The organism is Melaminivora alkalimesophila, assembly GCF_000282995.1.
Classification (GTDB): domain Bacteria; phylum Pseudomonadota; class Gammaproteobacteria; order Burkholderiales; family Burkholderiaceae_C; genus Melaminivora; species Melaminivora alkalimesophila.
Window position 1 is genome coordinate 1 of the sequence record NZ_ALEE01000697.1, and the last position, 5,702, is coordinate 5,702.

General features: G+C 72.7%; 6 protein-coding genes, 1 tRNA gene and 1 pseudogene. 7 read left to right on the top strand and 1 reads right to left on the bottom strand.

Features of this window, described 5'->3' with window-relative positions:
* Window positions 1-37 precede the first annotated feature (37 nt).
* From A612_RS13475 to A612_RS13495, 5 genes are read left to right on the top strand one after another with little or no spacing between them, the layout of a single operon-like run.
* Window positions 38-934: an ABC transporter substrate-binding protein gene (locus A612_RS13475; protein WP_019374987.1), complete on the top strand. Its 897-nt coding sequence runs from the start codon at window positions 38-40 to the stop codon at window positions 932-934.
* Entirely contained in the window at window positions 931-1,977 is a 1,047-nt protein-coding gene (locus tag A612_RS13480) for a FecCD family ABC transporter permease (RefSeq protein ID WP_019374988.1), read from the top strand. The genes A612_RS13475 and A612_RS13480 overlap by 4 nt, the downstream gene beginning before the upstream one ends.
* On the top strand, window positions 1,974-2,750 hold the full coding sequence (locus A612_RS13485) for an ABC transporter ATP-binding protein (protein ID WP_019374989.1): 777 nt from the start codon (window positions 1,974-1,976) through the stop codon (window positions 2,748-2,750). Before A612_RS13480 ends, A612_RS13485 begins: the two co-directional genes overlap by 4 nt.
* Window positions 2,751-2,794: 44 nt before the next feature.
* Window positions 2,795-3,364 (top strand): cob(I)yrinic acid a,c-diamide adenosyltransferase, encoded by a 570-nt coding sequence (gene cobO / locus A612_RS13490; protein WP_019374990.1) that lies wholly within the window; start codon window positions 2,795-2,797, stop codon window positions 3,362-3,364.
* A 58-nt stretch (window positions 3,365-3,422) separates the two neighbouring features.
* Window positions 3,423-4,022 carry a methylated-DNA--[protein]-cysteine S-methyltransferase gene (locus A612_RS13495; RefSeq protein WP_019374991.1) on the top strand — a complete coding sequence of 200 codons (600 nt, stop codon included), beginning with the start codon at window positions 3,423-3,425 and terminating at the stop codon, window positions 4,020-4,022.
* Between the two features lie 41 nt (window positions 4,023-4,063).
* Here the strand turns inward: A612_RS13495 and A612_RS13500 are convergent.
* Window positions 4,064-4,154: transfer RNA gene (locus A612_RS13500), tRNA-Ser, on the bottom strand.
* A gap of 82 nt (window positions 4,155-4,236) precedes the next feature.
* On the opposite strand from A612_RS13500, the gene cbiB reads away from it, so the two are divergent.
* The gene (gene cbiB, locus A612_RS13505; RefSeq protein WP_241209559.1) at window positions 4,237-5,241 is read left to right on the top strand and encodes an adenosylcobinamide-phosphate synthase CbiB; all 1,005 of its coding nucleotides are present in this window, start codon (window positions 4,237-4,239) and stop codon (window positions 5,239-5,241) included.
* A pseudogene (locus A612_RS13510) lies at window positions 5,238-5,702 on the top strand (aminotransferase class I/II-fold pyridoxal phosphate-dependent enzyme); the annotation flags it as partial. The gene cbiB and the pseudogene A612_RS13510, both read left to right, overlap by 4 nt.

Genomic DNA, 5,702 nt, shown 5'->3' on the forward strand with positions numbered 1-5,702 from the left:
CGGGCCTGCCGCTGACACTGAAGGACGAGGGCGCCCCATGAAGGACTTTTTCCTGCGCATCGTGCGCGCCGCCTGGGCCGGCCTGCTGCTCGCCAGCGCCAGCCTGGCCGCGGCGGCCGCCATCCAGATCACGGACGACCGCGGTCGCACACTGCGCTTCGACGAGCCGCCGCGGCGCGTGGTCAGCCTGCTGCCGTCCAGCACCGAAAGCCTGTGCGAGATGGAGCAGTGCGCTCGCCTGGTCGGCGTGGACCGCTATTCCAACTGGCCGGACTCCGTGCAGCGCCTGCCGAAGGTGGGAGGCGGCATCGACCCGAACATCGAGGCCATCGTGGCACTCCGGCCCGACGTGGTGCTGCTGTCGGTGAGCAGCCGCGTGAGCGACCGGCTGGAGGCGCTGGGCCTGAAGGTGGTGGCGCTCGAGCCCAAGACGCACGCCGACGTGCGCCGCGTGCTGCGGCTCATCGGCGAGCTGTTTGCCGTGCCGCCGGAGCAGGGCGCGGACCGCCTGTGGCGCGTGATCGACGCCGCCGTGCAGGCAGCGGCCCAGTCGCTACCGCCCCAGGCGCGGGGGGCGCGGGTGTACTTCGAGGTCAGCCGCGGCCCGTACGCCGCCGGCCAGCCCTCCTTCATCGGCGAGACGTTGGCGCGCCTGGGGGTGCGCAACGTGGTGCCGGCCGAGCTCGGGCCGTTCCCGCGCCTGAGCCCGGAATACGTGCTGCGCGCGCAGCCCGACCTGGTCATGGTGTCCAACCGCAACGGCCAGCCGCTGGCCCTCTACCCGGGCTGGCAGAACCTCTCGGCCGTCAAGGCCGGGCGCCTGTGCGTCTTCGGCCCCGAACCATCCGACATCCTCGTGCGCCCGGGGCCGCGCATGGCGGAAGCGGCGCGCATCATGGCGCGCTGCCTGAGCGAGAAGTTCGCTACCCCATGAGCGCCGTGTTGCCCGCCAACGACCTGCGCAGTGTCGGCGCGAGTGCCCAGCGCCGCGCTGCGCTGTGGCTGCTGCTGTGGTTGCTGGCGCTGACGCTGCTGCTGGTGCTCGTGGGCGCGAGCGTGGGCAGCACCGGCTTCGAGAGTGTGCTGCAGATGGGTAACGACCCGCTGGCGCACCAGATCGTCTGGGACATCCGCCTGCCGCGCACGCTGGGCGCCTGGATGGCGGGGGCGCTGCTCGGGCTGGCGGGCGCCATCTCGCAGGGGTTGTTCCGCAACCCGCTGGCCGATCCCTACCTGCTGGGCAGCGCCTCCGGGGCGGCCCTGGGGGGCGCGCTGGCGCTCGCGCTGATGGGCGTGTCGCTGGGCAACGCCGGCTGGTGGGCGCGCCTGGGCCTGACCGGTGCGGCCTTCGTCGGCGCCACCGGCGCGGTGCTGCTGACGCTGGTGCTGGCGCGCGGCGTGCAGCACACGTTGCGGCTGTTGCTGGCGGGCGTGGTGGTGGGGGTGGTGTTGAGCGCGGCACGCGACCTGATCCAGGTCGGCAACCCGCAGATCCTGGAAGCCATGCAGGTCTTCACCATGGGCAGCTCGGCCTTCGTCGGCTGGCAGGCCTGCCTGCTGATGGGCGTGCTGTGGCTGGCCTGCGCGCTGGTCGGCTGGGCCTTGTCGCGGCTGCTCGACGGCCTGATGCTGGGCGAGGCGACGGCGGCGAGCCTGGGGCTGCCGCTGGTGCCGATGCGCGCCGGCCTGGTCGCGGCGCTGGCACTGGCCACCGGCACGGCCGTGGCCCACACCGGGCTGATCGGCTTCGTGGGACTGGCGGCGCCGCACCTGGTGCGCTCGGTGGCGCGCGTCACCCACCAGTGGCAGATCTGGCTGGCGAGCCTGATGGGTGCAGTGCTGCTGCTGGCGGCCGACATCCTGGCGCGTTGGCTGATCGCGCCGCAGGAACTGCCGGTGGGGGTGCTGACCGCCGCGCTGGGCGGCAGCTATCTGCTGTGGTTGATGCACCGCCGGGGCCTCGGAGGCGGGCTGTGAGCGCGCCGGCGCTGCGCGCGCGCCAGCTCCGCGTCAGCGTGCAGGGCACGCCGATCCTGCACGGCATCGACGCGGATCTTCCCGCGGCGCGCTGGACCAGCGTGGTCGGCCCGAACGGGGCCGGCAAGTCCACGTTGCTCAAGGCGCTTGCCGGCCTGCTGCGCCAGGCGCGGGTGGAAGGCTCGGTCGAGCTGCTGGGCCAGCCGCTGCAGGACCTGCCGGCGCGCGAGCGGGCCCGCCGGCTGGCCTGGCTGGGCCAGAACGAGGCCGCCGCCGACGAACTGCCCGCCTACGACATCGCGATGCTCGGGCGCCTGCCGCACCGCGCCTGGATGGCGCCGCCGTCCGATGCCGACCACGCCGCCGTGCAGGCGGCGCTTCGGACCACCCAGGCCTGGCAGTGGCGCGCGCGGCCGCTCGCGCAGCTGTCCGGCGGCGAGCGCCAGCGCGTGCTGCTGGCGCGGGCGCTGGCGGTGCAGGCGCCGGTCATGCTGATGGACGAGCCGCTGGCGAACCTCGATCCGCCGCACCAGACGGACTGGCTGCGCACCGTGCGCGGGCTGGTCGGGCAGGGTGGCACCGTGGTCAGCGTGCTGCACGAGATTTCCATTGCGCTGCAGGCCGACGACCTGCTGGTCATGGCCGGCGGGCGCGTGCTGCACCATGGGGCCTGCGGCGATGCCGCCACCCATGCGGCGCTGGAGCAGGTGTTCGAGCAGCGCATCCAGGTCCGCCAGATCGATGGCATCTGGATGGCGCTGCCGCGCGTCTGAGTTTTTGAGAAACCCGAGTTGACAGACAGCAAAGGAGGCGTGTCATGCAGATCGAAACCCCACCGAGCGAGAAACCCTACGAGAAGCCCGAGGGGGAGCGCCGCGGCCTGGTGATCGTCAACACCGGCGACGGCAAGGGCAAGAGCACGGCGGCCTTCGGCCTGGCGTTCCGCGCCCTGGGGCGCGGCAAGCAGGTCAAGGTCTTTCAGTTCATGAAGGTGCCGAGCGCGCGTTTTGGCGAACACCGCCTGGCCGACCAGGTGGGCTTGCCGGTAGAAGGGCTGGGGGATGGTTTTTCCTGGAAGAGCCGCGACCTGGAGCATTCCGCGCAGCTGGCGCGCGAGGGCTGGACCAGGGCGAGCGCCGCCATCCTGTCGGGGGAGTACTTCCTGGTGGTGCTCGATGAGGTCACCTATCCGCTGATCTACGGCTGGCTGCCGCTGCAGGATGTGCTCGACACCCTGGCGCGCCGCCCGAAGGACGTGCACGTCTGCCTGACGGGGCGGCGCTGCCCGCAGGAGATCATCGACATTGCCGACACGGTGACGGAGATGAAACTCATCAAGCACGCCTTCCAGGCCGGCGTTCCGGCGCAGCGCGGCATCGAGGACTGAAGCCGGGAGCCGCGGCAGGCGGCACAATGGGCATCCTGACGCACGAGGAGGCCCGTTCATGTCGCTGGTATCGACCCACATTCCCACGCCCCTGGGCGACATGCTTGCCGTGGCCTCGCCAGAGGGGCTGTGCCTGCTGGAATTCGTCGGCCAGGGGGGCGTGGAGCGCGAACTGGCCCAGGTCGAGGCCGCGCGCGGCGGCCCGGCGGTGGCCGGCAGCAGCCCGATCCTTGCACAGGCTGCGCGCGAGCTGGACGAATACTTCGCCGGCCGCCGGCGCCAGTTCTGCGTTCCGCTGGACCTCGTCGGCACGCCGTTCCAGCGCAGCGTCTGGCAGGCCCTGCTGGACATTCCCTGGGGCGAGACGCGCAGCTACGCCGAGCAGTCGCGTGCCATCGGCCGGCCGACCGCCATGCGGGCCGTGGCCGCGGCCAACGGCAACAACAAGGTCTCGATCATCGTGCCCTGCCACCGCGTGATCGGCAGCAACGGGACGCTCACCGGCTATGGGGGCGGCGTGCAGCGCAAGCGCGCGCTGCTGGCACTGGAGGGGCGGGACGAGGCCAGCTGGCAGGCGCTGTACCAGGCGCCGTGCAGTCCGGCGCTGCGGGTGGCGCCGGTCGGTGGCGCGAGGGAGCGGCCGGCCGCCGCGCCATGAACGAAAAACCCCAAGTGAATCCATCACTTGGGGTTGCGTTCTGGCGGAGAGGGTGGGATTCGAACCCACGGTAGGCTATTAACCTACACACGCTTTCCAGGCGTGCGACTTAAACCGCTCATCCACCTCTCCGAAGCCCGCAATTGTAGCAGTGTTTGTGGCCCCGCCACAGGTGTTCGGGTGCGAGGCGGGCCGCAGCGGTTAGGCTTGCAGGATGGAGACGTGGACCCTCGGAATGCACTGGGTCGCCGGCGGCGCGATCGCGGCCGGGGCGGTGGTCGTGGCGCTTGCCGTGGATGCGCTCTGGGGCGAGCCGCCGGTCGGCTGGCACCCGGTCGCATGGATGGGGCGGGCGCTTGCGTTCTTCGGCCAGCGCATCGCTCCGGACGAGGAACGCGAGCACGACCCGCGCAGCTTCGTGCTGGCCGCCCTGGCGTGGTGTGGCCTCGCTGCAGGGGTCTGCCTGCTGGCAGCCTGGCTGCAGGCCGTGTTGCTGCGGTCATTGCCGGCCTGGACGGCGGCGCTGGCGCTCGGGCTGCTGCTCAAGCCGCTGCTTGCCTGGCGCATGTTGCGCGACGAAGTGCTGGCGGTGCAGGAGGCGCTGGCGCGGTCGCTGGCCGCCGGCCGCGAGCGCCTGTCCTGGCTCGTGAGCCGCGATACGGCGGCGCTGGACGCCGCCCAGGTGCGCGAGAGCGCGATCGAGACGCTGGCGGAGAACCTGTGCGACTCGGTGGTCGCGCCGCTGCTGTGGTTCGCCCTGCTGGGCCTGCCCGGGGCGGCGCTCTACCGTTTCGCCAACACGGCAGACGCGATGTGGGGCTACCCGGGCTGGCGCGGCCAGGGTGCGGCGCGGCGCCATTGGCGCTGGGCGGGGCGCTGGGCGGCGCGGGCCGACGATGTGCTGAGCTGGCTGCCGGCGCGGTTGACGGCGGTGCTGCTGTTGCTTGGTGGGGCGCGCCAGGTTTCGGGCCGGGAGTTGCTGCGGGACGCGCGCAGCACGCCTTCGCCCAATGGCGGTTGGCCCATGGGGGCCATGGCGCAGCTGCTGGGCGTGCGACTGGGCAAGCCCGGCGTCTATGTGTTGAATCCTCGCGGTGGCGCGCCGCAGGCGGCCCACGTGCCGGAGGCGGTTGCGCTTGCGCGCAGGGCGGTGCGCACGTTGGGTGCGGCGGCATGCGCCGCGCTGCTGGCCGGAGGGGCGCTGGAGTGGTGGCGATGAGCGCGCCGCTGCATGGCGGGCCGGACGCGCTGGGCGTGCCGGAGCACGACTTCTCGACCAACGCCAACGCGTGCGGGCCGTGTCCGCTGGCGCTGCAGGCGCTGGCGCAGGCCGACCGCGCCCGCTACCCCGATCCGGCCTACAGCGCGCTGACCGCCGCGCTGGCAGCCTTCCATGGGGTGGCGCCGGAGCGCATCGTGCTCGCCGCCAGCGCCAGCGAATTCATCCACCGCATCAGCGCGCTTGCGGCCCACTGCGGGTTGCGCCGGGCCTTCCTGCCGGCGCATGGCTATGGCGACTATGCGCGCGCCGCCGGGCTGTGGGGGTTGGAGCCGTGCAGCGCGCAAGGGGGCGATGATGGATGGGCGGGGTTGCACTGGGCCTGCGAGCCGGCCAGTCCGCTGGGCGGGGTGGATCCGGCCATCGACGGCTGGGGCGCGGCGGGCGCGGCGTGGCGGGTG